This is a genomic window from Shinella sp. GW821-FHT10F02 (genome assembly GCF_058809275.1).
Map to the genome: position 1 here is coordinate 1 of NZ_JBXASL010000010.1, position 13,462 is coordinate 13,462.

Sequence of the window (13,462 nt, forward strand, 5' to 3'; positions counted from 1 at the left end):
TGCCTCCATGCAAATCACACGAATAGCAGAACCTCAAAAGCGTTCCGTGTAAACACTCCCCCCCTTGAGGGGGAGATGCCCGGCAGGGCAGAGGGGGGTAACCTGGGCTCCGACCCATCCCTACCGCCGCAAACTCCCCAAAATCCCGCGCACCAGCGCCCTCCCAAGCGACGACGCCACGGTCCGCGCGACGGACTTCATCGCCGCCTCCGCCACCGTTTCGCGCTGATAGCCGGTGCGGCCCTTCGGCTGCTTCGGGGCGGACTGCGCCGCCGGTTCCTCGTCGCCGAAGCCGGGCAATGTCCAGCGGCTGCCGCCGGCGGGTTTTTCCTCGGGCTGGGCGTCCGCCTGTTCCTGTGCGGCGGCCGAATCGGCGGCCTTCTTAGCGCGCGCCATCAGGATCTCGTAGGCCGACTCGCGGTCGAAATCCTCGTCATAGAGGCCGGCGACGGGGCTGACCTTCATGATGTCCTGCCGCTCGGCCTCCGTCACCGGGCCAAGGCGCGAGGCCGGCGGGCGGATGAGCGTGCGCTCGACCATCGAGGGCGCGCCCTTGCCTTCGAGCGTCGAGACCAGCGCCTCGCCGGTGCCGAGATTGGTGATGACCTCGGCGCAGTTGAAATCCGGATTGGGGCGGAAGGTGTCGGCGGCGGTCTTCACCGCCTTCTGTTCGCGCGGCGTATAGGCGCGCAGCGCATGCTGCACGCGGTTGCCGAGCTGGGCGAGCACGGTTTCCGGTACATCGAGCGGGTTCTGCGTGACGAAATAGACGCCCACACCCTTGGAGCGGATGAGGCGCACGACCTGCTCGACACGCTCTGTCAGCACCTTCGGCGCATCGTTGAACAGCAGGTGCGCCTCGTCGAAGAAGAAGACCAGCTTCGGCTTTTCCGGATCGCCCACTTCCGGCAGCACCTCGAAGAGCTCGGACAGCATCCAGAGCAGGAAGGTGCCGTAGAGGCGCGGGTTCATCATCAGCTTATCGGCGGCCAGCACCGAGATCGCGCCGCGCCCGTCATTGGTGGTGCGCATGATGTCGGAAATCTTCAGCGCCGGCTCGCCGAAGAACTGTTCGGCGCCCTGCTGTTCGAGGATCAGCAATTCGCGCTGGATCGAGCCGACGGAGGCCTTGGAGATGAAGCCGAACTGGTTGGAGAGCGTCGAGGCATTCTCGCCCATATAGTTGAGAAGCGCCTGGAAATCCTTGAGATCGAGCAGCGGCAGGCCGCCCTGGTCGGCGATCTTGAAGGCGATGTTGATCACACCTTCCTGCGCATCCGTGGCGTTCATCAGGCGCGACAGCAGCAGCGGCCCCATCTCGGAGATGGTGGTGCGCACCCGGTGGCCCTTCTCGCCGTAGAGATCCCAGAAGATCACCGGGAATTCCTGGAATTCATAAGGGGTGAGGCCGATCTGGTCGGCGCGCTTCTGGAGAAAATCCTTGGGCTCGCCGATGGCGCCGATGCCGGAAAGGTCGCCCTTCACGTCGGCGCAGAATACCGGCACGCCGGCATTGGAAAAGCCTTCCGCGAGGATCTGCAAGGTCACCGTCTTGCCGGTGCCGGTCGCGCCCGTCACGAGGCCGTGGCGGTTGCCGAATTTCAGGTCGAGATATTCCGGCTTGTTGTTCGTATCGTCCGGCTTGCGGCTGGTGCCGATATAGAGCTTTCCGTCCTGAAGAATCGATTCCGTCACGTTGAAACTCCCTGAAGCCATTCGACCCGGGTGGGGGCGGATTACCGCGCCATCCCAAGTTTTCATTGAATCGTCTCAGGCAGGTTATAAGGATAGTCCGGCACGGGAACAACACGCTTTCAAAGGGCTCCCCGCCCTGCCGTTGAAGGCCCGCGCGCCCGGCTTGAGTTTGCCGGAGAATTCATTTACCTTGACGTCAACGTCAATTTCCCTCGGAGGGTTTTCCATGAACGAACTCGTCACCCGCGTTGCCGATGCCGCCGGCATCGATGCGGCTCTCGCTGAAAAGGCCATCGGCATGATGCTCGGCTTCCTGCAGCGCGAAGCGGCCGACGGCCCGGTCGCCCGCATGATCGAAAGCATTCCCGGCGCCTCCGAGCTCGTCGCCCAGTACAATGGCGAAGGCACAGGCGGCGGCGGTCTGCTCGGCGGCCTGATGAGCGCGATCGGCGGCGGTGGCGTCATGGGCCTCGGCCAGCAGCTGATGAGCGAGGGCCTCGGCATGGGCGAAATCACCGGCCTTGCCAAGGAAACCATGGCGGTTGCCCGCGAACATGCCGGCGCCGACGTGGTCGACGAAGTCGTCGCCTCCGTGCCGGGCCTCAGCCAGTTCGTCTAAAAAGTTTCTAGAGCGAACGCCGCCGCGCGAACATCAGCGCGGCGGTGAACACCACGAGGATGAGGCCGACCGAGAGCGGTCCGGCCTTCGGGCCGCCGGCCTCCATGATCGCGCCTGTCATGCTCGATCCGGCACCGCTGCCGGCTGCATAGGCCAGCGCAAAGGCCGCACTTCCCGCCACCAGCATCGCGCCGTTGTAGCGCTCGCCGAGCATGGTGAGCGCGCAGGTATAGAGCGAGAAGGCCGCCGTTCCCATCAGCGCGAAGACCGACAGGATGGCGAGTTCCGATTCCATCGACGGCAGGATGAGATAGCTCCCCGCCGCCACGCTGACAGCGACCATGGCGACGCGCTCGCGCGGCAGGCGATCGAGCAGCATGCCGATAAACGGCTGGGCGATCGCCGTCGGTAGCGCCAGCACGGTCACGCTGATCGCGGCAAAAGCTTCCGTGTGCCCCATTTTCACGAAATAGACCGGCATGGCGGAGATCGCCGCAATATCGGCGAAACCGAAGACGAAGACCATGCCGACGAGCAGCGGTGCCGCCCGGAAGAAGCGGAAGACGTCGCCGGTCGACGACGGTTCCGGCACCGTGCGGGTGGAGAACATCAGCATGGCGGTGGCAAAGGCAACGATCGCCAGATAGACGGCCGTCAGCGCGAAGCCGAACCCGCCTTCGCTGCCGAGCAGCGGAATGGCGAGCGGCCCCGCGGCAAAACCGGCGCACATGCCGGCGCCATAGATGCCGGAGACGCGGCCGCGCAGCCGGTCCGGGCAGGCGGCGTTCAACCACGCCTCGCCGAGCATGAAGATGAGGCTGGCAAAAAAGCCGAGCAGGAAACGCGCGACGAACCACACGCCAAAGGAATCGAAGGCGGCAAAGGTGGCGAGGCAGAACGAGCAGCCGATGAGGCTCGCGACGATCAGCCGGTCGGCCCGCCAGCGCGCGGTGAGGCTGCCGAGCAGCAGCGTCGAAGCGGCGAGGCCGCCGGCGAAGGCCAGCGCATTGACGCCGATCAGCGCCGGCGAGAATCCGCGCGCCTCCAGCGTCAGCGAGATCAGCGGATAGGTGAGCCCCTGCGCCACGGAAAAGGCGGTGACGCCGAGGATGACGGCGGCAATGGCCGGCCAATCCGGCGCGAAGACGGTGGGGGACGAGGACGACATGGAGGGCTCCCTGCGCCGCATTTCGGCGCGCACCCTCCATATCGGATCGGACCCCTGATTGGGAAGAGGCCGCTCAGCCGATCACGCGCAGCAGCGCGCGCAGGATTTCGCCCATGCGGGCATGGGTGATGCCGTTGCGCACATCCGCCGCGCGGTGCACCACCACGAGATCGAGCGCTTCTATGACGATGACATACTGCCCGCCGGCACCGCTGGCATAGAAGATCGGCCATTCCGTGCTGAGGCTGTCGCCCGGCGCATTCGCCTCCGCCGTCCACCAGAGATAGCCGTAGCCCCGCCCGCCGCCAAGGTCGCTCCATGCCGTGGTGCTATCCCGGACCCATTGTTCGGGCAGGATCCGGCGCTGTTCCCAGAGGCCGCGCTTGAGGAAGAGATGGCCGACGCGGGCGAGGTCGCGGCCGGACAGGCGCATCTTGTAGACCGGATGAAGCGATTCCGGGCCAGGAACGTCGAAAATGTCCTCCGCTGCAAAATCCTGCATCTCCAGCGGTTCGGCGACGAATTTCTGGAAAGCCTCTGCAAGCGTGCGGCCAGTCTCCTGCCGGTAGATCGTGCCGAGCACGTTGAAATCCCAGTTGTTGTAGTACCAGAAGGTGCCGGGTGGGTGGCTGCTGCGCGCGGGTCTTCCCGGCTCCATGCCGTAGACGCAGGGGTGGTAGATGCCGGAGCGGGATTTCAGGAGGTCGGCGATGGTCGCCTGTTTTTCCACCGGCGTCAGTGGCGAGAGATCATCGATGCCGAGGTCTTCGAGCGTGGCATCGAGGTCGATTTCCCCCGCTTCGATGGCGATGCCGTACAGGATGCCGATCAACGATTTTCGCACCGAGGCGACGCTTGAGCGGTGGGCGTGATGGCCGCGCTCGAAGAGCACGCGGCCGTTGCGGACGGCAAGCAGGGCCGTAGAGCCGCCCGCGGCGAGCAGGGTATCGAGATCGTCCAACAGGGCCTCCTCGCGGGTGGAGAATCGGAGGCCAAGTCTGGCATTTCCGGGCATGAAAATCTCCCGCGGCCTGAACCGCGGGAGAGGGTTTGCAGGCGATCAGGCCGCCTGGTCCCAGGCCGGCGCAAGGCCATCCGGGCTGACGATGCGGCCGTCCGGGCGGGCGAGCCCGTGGATGCGCGCCATCTCGTCGGGCGTCAGCGCGAAGTCGAAGATCGCGAGGTTCTCGGCAAGCCGGCTTTCCGTCGCGGTCTTGGTCAGCGCCACGACATCCGGCTGCTGGATCAGCCAGCGCAGCACGACCTGCGCCGCCGATTTGCCATGCGCCGCGCCGATCTCCTTCAGCACCGCCTCTTTCGGCACCTTGCCGTCCGCCATGGCGTAGTAAGCGGTCAGCGCCATGCCGTGGGTCGCGGCCGCCTCCAGCACCTTCGTCTGGTCGAGATAGGGATGGTACTCGACCTGGTTGGTGGCGAGTGGCGCGGCGCTGAGACGAACGGCATCCGCCATCAACGCGCTGTTGAAATTGCTGACGCCGATATGTTTCGTCAGCCCGCGTTCGTGCACGGCGTTGAGTTCGCCGATCTGGTCTGCGAGCGGCACCGCGTCGTTCGGCCAGTGCAGCAGCAGGAGGTCGACATGGTCGGTCCTGAGCTTGGCGAGGCTTTCCTCAACGGAGGCGGCGAACTTGTCCTTGCCGTAATTCGCCACCCAGACCTTGGTGGTGAGGAAGATTTCGGAGCGGGCGACGCCCGAATTCTGGATGGCCTCGCCGACGGCTGCCTCGTTTTCATAGATCTGCGCGGTATCGACATGGCGGAAGCCGGTGGCGAGCGCCTTCGGCAGGATGGAGAGGACTTCGGCTTCCGGCATGCGGAACGTGCCGAAGCCGAGCTGGGGAATGTTTGCGCCATTGGCGTTGACGGTTTTCATGGGGGTTTCCTTTCGAGTGGATGAAAAATTCAGGCCGGCTGGCAGGCGGCGTCGGGCTGGCGGCTTTCGCGCCGGTCGAGTGCGCCGCTGGCGAGCGTCAGGCCGAGGGCGGCGGCGACCAGGATGGCGCCGACCCAGGGCGTGGCGCCGAGGCCCAGCGACGAGGCGACGACCAGCCCGCCGATCCAGGCACCGGCGGCGATGCCGAGGTTGAAGGCGGCGATGTTGAGCGCCGAGGCGACGTCGACGGCGGCCGGGCGGTGACGCTTGGCGATATCGACCACATAGAGCTGGAGGCCCGGCACGGTGGCGAAGGACAGGAAGCCGAGGGCAGCAAGCGTGACCAGCGCCAGAACCGGCGAAGGCGCGGTGAAGGTGAGCGCCACCAGCACGATGGCCTGGGCGACGAAGAGCACGGCGAGCGCCTTCACCGGATCGCGGTCCGCCACCTTGCCGCCGACGATATTGCCGAAGGCGATGGCTGCGCCATAAAGCACGAGCACGAGGCTGACCGTGTTGGCGCTGAAGCCGGTGATTTCCTGCAGCAGCGGCGAGAGGAAGGTGAAGGTGACGAAGGTGCCGCCATAACCGAGCGCCGTCATGGCGAAGACGATGAGCAGGCGGCCCGAGCCGAGCACGCGCACCTGTTCCAGGAGGCCCGCCGGCTTTTCACGACGCAGGTTCGAAGGCAGCAGCAGGGCGATGGCCGCAAAGGCGACGAGGCCGAGTGCAGCAACAGCCCAGAAGGTGGCGCGCCAGCCAAAGGTCTGGCCGATGAAGGTGCCGAGCGGCACGCCGGTGACGATGGCGACCGTCAGGCCCATGAACATCATGGCGATGGCGGAAGCCCGGCGGTCCGGCGCGACGAGATCGGCGGCAATGGTGGCGCCGACGGAGAAGAACACGCCGTGCGCGAAGGCGGAGAGCACCCGGCCGGCGAGCAGCATGCCATAGCTCGGCGCGAGCGCTGCCAGCACATTGCCGGCGATGAAGAGGGCCATGAGGCCGATGAGCAGCGGCTTGCGGCCGAGCTTGCCGGTGAGCGCCGTCAGGATAGGCGCGCCAAAGGTGACGCCGAGCGCGTAGACGGAGACGATGAGGCCGGCGAGCGGCAGGGTGATGTCGAGGTCGGTGGCGACGGTCGGCAGGAGGCCGACGATGACGAATTCGGTGGTGCCGATCGCGTAGGCCGCGACGGTCAGGGCAAAGAGGGCGAGTGGCATGGCGGTTCCCTGCGCGCGGTCTTGGGTCCGCGCGGCTTGGCTGGGTTGCGATGTTGGTTCGGGGAGGAATATGGGGCAAAGCCACTTGCCCGTGAATGAGGCATAGTGGATAAGCATATGTGAATTGGATTCAAAGGCGGGACATGGACAACCGGGCCGGCGAAATGGAGGTCTTCGTGCTGGCGGCGGAGCTGAAGAGCTTTTCCGCCGCGGGCCGCAAGCTGCGCCTGTCGCCCTCGGCGATCAGCAAGCTCGTCACCCGCATCGAGGATCGGCTCGGCGCGCGCCTCATCGTGCGCACGACGCGGCGGCTGGAGCTGACGCCGGAAGGCGAGGTCTATCTCGGCCGCGCACGCGCCATCCTCGCGGAAATCGCCGAGACGGAGCGCATCGTGGCGGAAGGTGCGCGCGTGGTGCCGCGCGGCGCGCTGCGGGTGAACGCCTCGGTCGGCTTCGGTGAGCGCTACATCCTGCCGCTCGTGCCGGATTTCCTGGCGCTCTATCCGGAAATCGAGCTCGACCTGACGCTGACCGACGGCGTCATCGACGTGATCGGCGAGCGCGCCGACGTCGCCATCCGCTCCGGCCCCTTGCGCGATTCATCCTTGAAGGCGCGAAAACTGCTCGAAAGCGGCAAGGCCGTCATCGCCGCCCCGGCATATCTCGAAAAGCATGGCACGCCGCAGCACCCATCCGAGCTCACGTCCCACAATTGCCTGCGCTTCAACTTCCGCCGCAGCATGGACGACTGGCCCTTCCTGTCGGCGGACGGCCAGACCGTGGAGGCCTATGACATTACCGGCAACATGCTGGTCTCCAGCGGCGCCATCCAGCGCCAGCTCTGCCTCGACGGCGTCGGCCTCGCCCGCATCGGCCGTTTTCATATCGAACCGGATATCGTGTCCGGCCGGCTGGTGCCGCTACTGGAAGCCTTCAACCCCGGCGACATCGAGGTCGTCCACGCCGTCTTCGCCGGCCACGAGCACCTCGCGGCCCGCATCCGGGCGTTCATCGATTTTCTGGTGGAGAAGATTTGAGGGGGCAGCGCCGTCGCACCCCCCTCTGCCCTGCCGGGCATCTCCCCCTCAAGGGGGGAGATTGGCAAGAGGCAAGCACATTGCACACCTTGCAACGTCACTGATGAGCGAAACGATGCTCCATCCGATCTCCCCCCTTGAGGGGGAGATGCCCGGCAGGGCAGAGGGGGGTGCGACGGCGCAGACACCAGACGTTTACTTCTTAACCGCCACAATAAAAAGCCGCGGAAACCGCAACAGCCGCCGCCCGTCCGCCATCGGCGCATAAGCCTTGGCGATGCGGCTCTCGTAGTCGGCGAGGAAGCCGTTGCGTTCCTCAGCCGGGATGCGATCGAGATAGGGGCGCAAGCCCGTGCTCTTGACCCATTCGACGATCGCTGCCGCATCCGCCATCGGGTGGTTGTAGGCGGTGTGCCAGACGTCGACGCGGGCCGCCTTCGGGCCGAGTGCGTCCATATAGACGGCGGGCGCGGGCAGTGGCTTTCGCCTTGGCGTGCCATTGGCAAAGTGGTTGCGCCAAGGGTCAGAAAACGCGCTTTCCTCCATCAGCATATGCGACGGTTCGGAAAGATTGTCCGGCATCTGCACGGCGAGCACGCCGCCGGGGCGCAGGCCGTCCATCAGGGTCGTCAGGACGGCTATATGATCGGGCAGCCACTGGAACACGGCATTGGCGAAGAGCAGGGCGGCCGGCTCGTGCGGCCGCCATTTCGCAAGGTCGCATTCGACGAAATCGACGCCCGGCAACCGCTCGCGCGCCGCCCGCAGCATGTCCGCCGCATTGTCGACGCCACGCACGCCGCGGCCGGGAAAGCGCTCTACCAGCAGTTCCGTCGAATTGCCGGGGCCGCAACCGAGGTCGTAGACCGTGCCGGCCACGAGATCGGCCGGCACCTGGTTGAGGAGGTCGCGGGCGGGCCGCGTGCGTTCGTCTTCGAATTTCAGGTATTGTGCCGCGGACCAGGCCATTCAGAGACTTTCGAGCGAGCGCAGGATCAGCGCCGGGCCGAGATCGAAATACTCGTCCGGCATGTCGTTGCGGTTGATCCAGACGGTGCGGAAGCCAAATTTCGTGGCGCCCGCAATGTCCCAGCGGTTGGAGGACTGGAAGGAGACGGCATCCGGATAGAGCCGGTAATTCGTCGTCACGAGATCGTAGACGGCGGGCGCCGTCTTGTAGGTCTTCAGCGCGTCGACGGAAAAGATGTCGTCGATGACGGTGTCGAGCGCGGCGTTCTTCACCGCGGAGGCGAGCATAGCGGGCGAACCGTTGGAGAGAATGGCGATATGCGCGCCGCGGCTCTTCAGCGCCTTCAGCACGGCCGGCACTTCCGGGTAGCAGTCGAGCTTCCAGTAGGCATCGAGCAGCTTCTGGCGCAGCGCCGGATCGACGCCACCGATGCGCTTGAACGTGAAGTCCAGCGCCTGTTCGGTGAGCTGCCAGAAATCGGCGTAAGAGCCCATCAGCGCCCGCGTCCAGGAATATTCCAGCTGCTTGGCGCGCCAGACCTCGGAAAAGCTCTGGTAGTTCGGCCCCACATCGCCCGCATGGCGGCGCACCGCCGCATGCACGTCGAACAACGTGCCATAGGCGTCGAAGACATAGGCGGCATGGGCCATGGGCGGCGATTCCTTATCAGCATTCTCACCGGCGATTGGCTGTCATCCGCTGGTGAATGTCAATTGTACAGCTTGCCCCTCATCCGCCTGCCGCGACCTTCACCCCGCAAGCGGGGCGAAGGGAAGGATGCGCCGTTTTCCCCAAACGGCAAGCGCCAGACTTGGGGAGAAGCCTATCCACATCTCCCTTCGTCCCGCTTGCGGGGAGAAGGTCGCGGCAGCGGGATGAGGGGCTTTGCGAGGCTGAGCCTCATAATCCCTCAGAACCGCGTAATCACGCTGATCCCGAGATCCGTCGCCTTGTCCATCGCCATCAGCGCCGGCACCGCCTCGTCGAGGCTGATATGGCGGCCGATCAGTTTTTGCGGGGCGAGCTTGCCGCCGGCGATCATTGCCAGCATGGCGTCGTAACGCCAGGCCTGCATGCCGTGGCTGCCATAGATTTCCAGCTCGTGGCCGATGACCTGCGCCATCGGGATCTGCGGCTTGGCATGGTCTGCGAGCATCAGGCCGACCTGCACATGCCGCCCGCGCCGGCGCAGGTTCTTGATCGAGTTGAAGCAGGTGACGGGCGAGCCCAGCGCATCCACCGAGGCATGCGCGCCCCCACCGGTGATCTCGCGCACCGCCTCCGCCACATCGGCGACGTCGCGGGCATTGACGGTCGCGACGGCCCCCATCTGCCTGGCAAAGGCCAGCTTCTCGTCGGAAATGTCGATGGCGATGGGGTTGGCGCCAAGGGCCGCCGCGATCATGATCGCCGACAGCCCCACGCCGCCGCAGCCATGCACCGCCACCCATTCGCCGCCCGTCACCCGCGCCTGGTCGACGATGGCGCGAAACGAGGTGGCGAAGCGGCAGCCGAGGCTCGCGGCCGTCGCATAGTCGATCGCGTCCGGCAGGTGCACGAGATTGTGGTCGGCATAGTCGATCGCGACATATTCGGCAAAGGAGCCCCAATGGGTGAAGCCCGGCTGGAACTGCTCTTCGCAAATCTGCTGGTTGCCCGAGCGGCACTCGCCGCAATGGCCGCAGCCGGAAACGAAGGGCACCGTGACCCGCTCGCCCACGCGAAAGCGGCTGACTGCGCTCCCCGTCGCCACCACCCGGCCGGCAAGTTCGTGGCCCGGCACATGCGGCAGGCGGATATCCGGATCATGCCCCATCCAGCCATGCCAGTCGCTGCGGCAAAGCCCGGTCGCCTCCACCTGGATCACCACGCCGCCGGGCGTGGGCGTCGGGTCCGGCAGGGTGCGGATCTCCGGTGTCGCCTCGAAGGCCTCGTAATACATCGCGCGCATGTCGGTTCTCCCTTTATGCTTGTATGGCATGCGCCCACCGGGCTCTCAACCGGCTGACCCATGACAAGCCCTGATACATCCATTCAACATCTTGAATGGACAAGTGCCGCGCGCTGTCGGAAGGCATTTGCGACTTGACCGGCCCGCCCGCTCGGGCCTTGATGGGCGAAAAGGAGTAGAAAAATGCCAGTCGATACCGCACCCCGCTCGACGACCTGGACCTTCGTGGATGGCGAATGGATTTCGGGCAACCCGCCGCTCATCGGCCCCACCTCGCATGCCATGTGGCTCGGCTCGACCGTCTTCGACGGCGCGCGCTGGTTCGACGGCATCGCGCCGGACCTCGATCTCCATTGCCAGCGCGTCAACCGCTCCGCCGAAGCGCTCGGGCTGAAGGCGGCGGTCGGCGCCGATGAGATCGAGGCGCTCGCCTGGGAGGGCGTGCAAAAGTTCGACGGCAAGACGGCGATCTACATCAAGCCGATGTACTGGGCCGAGCACGGCTCCCCCACCAGCGTCGTGGCGCCGGATCCGGACTCGACCCGCTTCGCGCTCTGCCTGTTCGAAGCCTCGATGGGCGATCCGAAGGCCGCATCCTCGCTCACGCTCTCGCCCTTCCGCCGCCCGACGGTCGAATGCATGCCGACGGATGCCAAGGCCGGCTGCCTCTATCCGAACAATGCCCGCATGCTGGTGGAGGCCCGCAAGCGCGGCTTCGACAATGCGCTGGTGCGCGACATGCTGGGCAATGTCGCCGAAACCGCCTCGTCCAACATCTTCATGGTGAAGGACGGCGTCGTCTTCACGCCGGCCGCCAACCGCACCTTCCTTGCCGGCATCACGCGCAGCCGCGTCATCGGCCTCTTGAAGGACGCCGGCTTCGAGGTGGTGGAAACCACGCTGACGCTCGCGGACTTCGAGACGGCCGACGAGATCTTCACCTCCGGCAATTATTCCAAGGTGGTGCCGGTGACGCGGCTCGACGACCGCAATCTCCAGCCCGGCCCGATCACCGCCAAGGCCCGCGACCTCTATTTCGACTGGGCGCATTCGAACGGCGACGCCTGAGACAAGAGAGCCGGCCGAAAGGCCGGCTTTTGCACATGCGCCCGTCTCAGATATATGCAAGCGCACTACCTCTCCTCCGTCATCCTCGGGCTCGACCCGAGGATCCATGCCACATGGACAGCGCGTGCCGTGGAGGTGGATCCTCGGGTCAAGCCCGAGGATGATGGAGGAGAGGGGCGTGGCGGCTTTAGAGCACGGGCGCCTGGTGAAGCTTAGCGTTCTATTCCTGCCCCGTCTCGTCCACCGTCTTGTTGTCGCCCGTCGCCGCGCGTTCTGCCGCGGCGGCCTCGCGCTCGCTTTCGCGCACCACATGCAGGAACTCGGCGGCGATGGCGGGTGTCACCTGCACCGTCTTCTTCTGCTTGTCGTAGACGCAGACATAGGTGACCTGGCTCTTCGATTCCGGCGAAAGGCCCTCGATCGCGGCAATGCCGAAGGATTCGGTGCCCGTCGGCTCGACGAAGACGGTCGGCGTGCCGAGCGCTTCCGGCAGGCTCGCCACGCAGCTCTTCTCCACGTCGGCGCGGAATTCCTCCCAGGCATCCGGCGACGAGGCGTGGGCGGCGGACGCGGCGAGCGAGAGGGCGAGGGCGGTAAGCGGAAGGACGCGCATGGGATGCTCCGGATTGGTGGGTGTCGGACAAAATGTCCCGAATCGGTTTTCGTTCCGCTTCGTCATTGATCTGACACGGAAAACCGGAAGGATTTTGTCCGATGTCAGGAAAATTTGGAACTTGGGCGGTTGCCTCTGCCGATTGCCGCTCCTATGTTCCGCTCACGGATTTCATTGAAAAAAATTTCCGTCGCCAGAGCAGTTCCAGCAAAAGTGCGGAACGCGGTTTTGCGTTCGGAATTGCGTCTAAACAAAGAGGAGACACCACGATGGCTTTCGAACTTCCGCCGCTTCCCTATGATTACGATGCGCTTGCGCCCTTCATGTCGCGCGAAACGCTCGAATATCACCACGACAAGCACCACAAGGCCTATGTCGACAACGGCAACAAGCTGGCGGAGGAAGCGGGCCTCGCGGACCTCTCCCTCGAAGAGATCGTCAAGAAGTCCTATGGCACCAACCAGGGCCTCTTCAACAATGCCGGCCAGCACTACAACCACGTCCATTTCTGGAAGTGGCTGAAGAAGGGCGGCGGCGGCAAGAGCCTGCCGGGCGCGCTCCAGACCGCGATCGACAGCGATCTCGGCGGCTACGACAAGTTCAAGGCCGATTTCATCGCCGCCGGTACCACGCAGTTCGGCTCCGGCTGGGCCTGGCTCTCCGTCAAGGACGGCAAGCTCGCCATCTCCAAGACCCCGAACGGCGAAAACCCGCTGGTCCATGGCGCAGAGCCGATCCTCGGCGTCGATGTCTGGGAACACTCCTATTACATCGACTACCGCAACGCCCGCCCGAAGTACCTCGAAGCCTTCGTCGACAGCCTGATCAACTGGGACTACGTCCTGGAGCGCTACGAAGCCGCGACGAAGTAAGCCGCTTCGCTTTTTTCGAATTTGTGGAAACCCCGGTCGGAAACGGCCGGGGTTTTTCTTTTGGGGTCGTTACGTTAGCATGTACGCATGGCCAGCACGACGATGACGATCCGCGTCAGCGCGGACCTTAGAGAAAAGCTCGACAGGCTGGCGGTGGACACGCGGCGCAGCCGATCCGTCCTCATAGCTGAGGCGGTTTCCGTCTATGTCGCCCGAGAACTCGCGATTGTCGACGGTGTCAACCAGGGTTTGGAAGACGTGCGCAGCGGGCGCACGATTTCCCATGAGAACGCCATGTCCGAACTCGACTCCGCTATCCTGAGGGCGTGATTGGCGAAGCGAGGAATGGCCG

At 65.1% G+C, this 13,462-nt stretch carries 14 protein-coding genes; 5 read left to right on the forward strand and 9 right to left on the reverse strand.

The window, feature by feature from the left end; translation table 11 throughout:
- Positions 1-120: 120 nt before the first annotated feature.
- Positions 121-1,683 carry a helicase HerA-like C-terminal domain-containing protein gene (locus AC1RWL_RS27255; RefSeq protein ID WP_435269677.1) on the reverse strand — a complete coding sequence of 521 codons (1,563 nt, stop codon included), beginning with the start codon at positions 1,681-1,683 and terminating at the stop codon, positions 121-123.
- Between the two features lie 238 nt (positions 1,684-1,921).
- Here AC1RWL_RS27255 and AC1RWL_RS27260 point away from each other — a divergent pair, with 238 nt between their 5' ends.
- On the forward strand, positions 1,922-2,314 hold the full coding sequence (locus tag AC1RWL_RS27260) for a hypothetical protein (RefSeq protein ID WP_493096637.1): 393 nt from the start codon (positions 1,922-1,924) through the stop codon (positions 2,312-2,314).
- A 7-nt stretch (positions 2,315-2,321) separates the two neighbouring features.
- Here the strand turns inward: AC1RWL_RS27260 and AC1RWL_RS27265 are convergent, their stop codons facing one another.
- The 4 genes from AC1RWL_RS27265 to AC1RWL_RS27280 all read right to left on the reverse strand — a co-directional run bounded on the left by AC1RWL_RS27265 (position 2,322) and on the right by AC1RWL_RS27280 (position 6,599).
- Positions 2,322-3,482 (reverse strand): MFS transporter, encoded by a 1,161-nt coding sequence (locus AC1RWL_RS27265; protein WP_493096638.1) that lies wholly within the window; start codon positions 3,480-3,482, stop codon positions 2,322-2,324.
- 73 nt (positions 3,483-3,555) lie between these two features.
- On the reverse strand, positions 3,556-4,443 hold the full coding sequence (locus tag AC1RWL_RS27270; RefSeq protein WP_493096639.1) for a serine hydrolase domain-containing protein: 888 nt from the start codon (positions 4,441-4,443) through the stop codon (positions 3,556-3,558).
- A gap of 99 nt (positions 4,444-4,542) precedes the next feature.
- Positions 4,543-5,376: an aldo/keto reductase gene (locus tag AC1RWL_RS27275; protein ID WP_493096640.1), complete on the reverse strand. Its 834-nt coding sequence runs from the start codon at positions 5,374-5,376 to the stop codon at positions 4,543-4,545.
- A gap of 29 nt (positions 5,377-5,405) precedes the next feature.
- A complete protein-coding gene (locus AC1RWL_RS27280; RefSeq protein WP_493096641.1) occupies positions 5,406-6,599 on the reverse strand; it encodes an MFS transporter in 1,194 nt (397 codons plus the stop codon).
- Between the two features lie 143 nt (positions 6,600-6,742).
- Between AC1RWL_RS27280 and AC1RWL_RS27285 the strand changes: the two genes are divergently transcribed.
- On the forward strand, positions 6,743-7,636 hold the full coding sequence (locus AC1RWL_RS27285; protein ID WP_493096642.1) for a LysR family transcriptional regulator: 894 nt from the start codon (positions 6,743-6,745) through the stop codon (positions 7,634-7,636).
- Between the two features lie 195 nt (positions 7,637-7,831).
- Here AC1RWL_RS27285 and tam read toward each other — a convergent pair whose 3' ends face one another.
- The 3 genes from tam to AC1RWL_RS27300 all read right to left on the reverse strand — a co-directional run bounded on the left by tam (position 7,832) and on the right by AC1RWL_RS27300 (position 10,557).
- Positions 7,832-8,605: a trans-aconitate 2-methyltransferase gene (gene tam / locus AC1RWL_RS27290; protein ID WP_493096643.1), complete on the reverse strand. Its 774-nt coding sequence runs from the start codon at positions 8,603-8,605 to the stop codon at positions 7,832-7,834.
- Positions 8,606-9,256 (reverse strand): haloacid dehalogenase type II, encoded by a 651-nt coding sequence (locus AC1RWL_RS27295; protein WP_256120786.1) that lies wholly within the window; start codon positions 9,254-9,256, stop codon positions 8,606-8,608.
- A 260-nt stretch (positions 9,257-9,516) separates the two neighbouring features.
- Positions 9,517-10,557, reverse strand: coding sequence for a zinc-dependent alcohol dehydrogenase family protein (locus AC1RWL_RS27300; protein WP_493096644.1), 1,041 nt, complete (start codon positions 10,555-10,557; stop codon positions 9,517-9,519).
- 183 nt (positions 10,558-10,740) lie between these two features.
- On the opposite strand from AC1RWL_RS27300, the gene AC1RWL_RS27305 reads away from it, so the two are divergent.
- The gene (locus tag AC1RWL_RS27305; RefSeq protein ID WP_493096645.1) at positions 10,741-11,625 is read left to right on the forward strand and encodes a branched-chain amino acid aminotransferase; all 885 of its coding nucleotides are present in this window, start codon (positions 10,741-10,743) and stop codon (positions 11,623-11,625) included.
- A gap of 220 nt (positions 11,626-11,845) precedes the next feature.
- On the opposite strand, the gene AC1RWL_RS27310 is transcribed toward AC1RWL_RS27305, so the two are convergent.
- A complete protein-coding gene (locus AC1RWL_RS27310) occupies positions 11,846-12,238 on the reverse strand; it encodes a hypothetical protein (protein WP_439618440.1) in 393 nt (130 codons plus the stop codon).
- Positions 12,239-12,507: 269 nt separating this feature from the next.
- Here AC1RWL_RS27310 and AC1RWL_RS27315 point away from each other — a divergent pair, with 269 nt between their 5' ends.
- Together AC1RWL_RS27315 and AC1RWL_RS27320 are read left to right on the forward strand one after the other, a co-directional pair.
- The gene (locus AC1RWL_RS27315; RefSeq protein WP_435269668.1) at positions 12,508-13,110 is read left to right on the forward strand and encodes a superoxide dismutase; all 603 of its coding nucleotides are present in this window, start codon (positions 12,508-12,510) and stop codon (positions 13,108-13,110) included.
- 87 nt (positions 13,111-13,197) lie between these two features.
- Positions 13,198-13,440, forward strand: coding sequence for a CopG family ribbon-helix-helix protein (locus AC1RWL_RS27320; RefSeq protein ID WP_493096646.1), 243 nt, complete (start codon positions 13,198-13,200; stop codon positions 13,438-13,440).
- Positions 13,441-13,462 lie beyond the last annotated feature (22 nt).

What these genes read in the sequence shown, in the direction of transcription:
- AC1RWL_RS27295 (WP_256120786.1), bottom strand. Translation starts at nt 9,256, where the DNA reads ATGGCCCATGCCGCCTATGTCTTCGACGCCTATGGCACGTTGTTCGAC.
- AC1RWL_RS27320 (WP_493096646.1), top strand. Translation starts at nt 13,198, where the DNA reads ATGGCCAGCACGACGATGACGATCCGCGTCAGCGCGGACCTTAGAGAA.
- AC1RWL_RS27310 (WP_439618440.1), bottom strand. Translation starts at nt 12,238, where the DNA reads ATGCGCGTCCTTCCGCTTACCGCCCTCGCCCTCTCGCTCGCCGCGTCC.
- AC1RWL_RS27260 (WP_493096637.1), top strand. Translation starts at nt 1,922, where the DNA reads ATGAACGAACTCGTCACCCGCGTTGCCGATGCCGCCGGCATCGATGCG.
- AC1RWL_RS27300 (WP_493096644.1), bottom strand. Translation starts at nt 10,557, where the DNA reads ATGCGCGCGATGTATTACGAGGCCTTCGAGGCGACACCGGAGATCCGC.
- AC1RWL_RS27305 (WP_493096645.1), top strand. Translation starts at nt 10,741, where the DNA reads ATGCCAGTCGATACCGCACCCCGCTCGACGACCTGGACCTTCGTGGAT.
- AC1RWL_RS27265 (WP_493096638.1), bottom strand. Translation starts at nt 3,482, where the DNA reads ATGTCGTCCTCGTCCCCCACCGTCTTCGCGCCGGATTGGCCGGCCATT.
- AC1RWL_RS27275 (WP_493096640.1), bottom strand. Translation starts at nt 5,376, where the DNA reads ATGAAAACCGTCAACGCCAATGGCGCAAACATTCCCCAGCTCGGCTTC.
- AC1RWL_RS27285 (WP_493096642.1), top strand. Translation starts at nt 6,743, where the DNA reads ATGGACAACCGGGCCGGCGAAATGGAGGTCTTCGTGCTGGCGGCGGAG.
- tam (WP_493096643.1), bottom strand. Translation starts at nt 8,605, where the DNA reads ATGGCCTGGTCCGCGGCACAATACCTGAAATTCGAAGACGAACGCACG.
- AC1RWL_RS27315 (WP_435269668.1), top strand. Translation starts at nt 12,508, where the DNA reads ATGGCTTTCGAACTTCCGCCGCTTCCCTATGATTACGATGCGCTTGCG.
- AC1RWL_RS27280 (WP_493096641.1), bottom strand. Translation starts at nt 6,599, where the DNA reads ATGCCACTCGCCCTCTTTGCCCTGACCGTCGCGGCCTACGCGATCGGC.